General features: G+C 37.6%; 1 protein-coding gene. It reads right to left on the bottom strand.

Features of this window, described 5'->3' with window-relative positions:
* On the bottom strand, positions 1-500 hold a 500-nt coding region (locus Q0881_RS17735; RefSeq protein ID WP_299163303.1), incomplete at both ends, for a SprB repeat-containing protein.

Raw genomic sequence — 500 nt, forward strand, 5'->3', positions numbered from 1 at the left:
GCTAATCCTGTAAATACATTATTGTTACTATATGTATAAGTTCCTACAACTCCTCCTGCTAAGAATTCTAATTGATAATCATAACCTCCCCAACCATCTGTTCCGGTTGCTGTGATTGTTCCATCTGATCCTCCATTACAACTTACTGGTGGATTTACTACGCCACTTACGCCTAATGCTGCTGCTGGCCCTTGGATCTCAAAGTTTGCAGATTGTACTGGACAGAATGGACTATCGGTCATTGTTACTGACACATAGTAATTTCCTGCTCCTAATCCTGCTAATGCTTCTACAACATTTCCTACTCCATTTCCTGTTATTCCTGTTGTTACACCTCCTACATTGAAAATCTCATATGTATAATTTCCTGTATATGGTGTACTTGTACTAAAGATTAACTCTGAACTTCCTGTAGTTCCTCCGAAACATGTTACATTCTGAATATTATCTATATCTAATGTAAATGTTGGTGCTGCTTCTACTATATGAGCTGTTGATAA

Source organism: uncultured Tenacibaculum sp., from assembly GCF_947494125.1.
GTDB lineage: Bacteria > Bacteroidota > Bacteroidia > Flavobacteriales > Flavobacteriaceae > Polaribacter.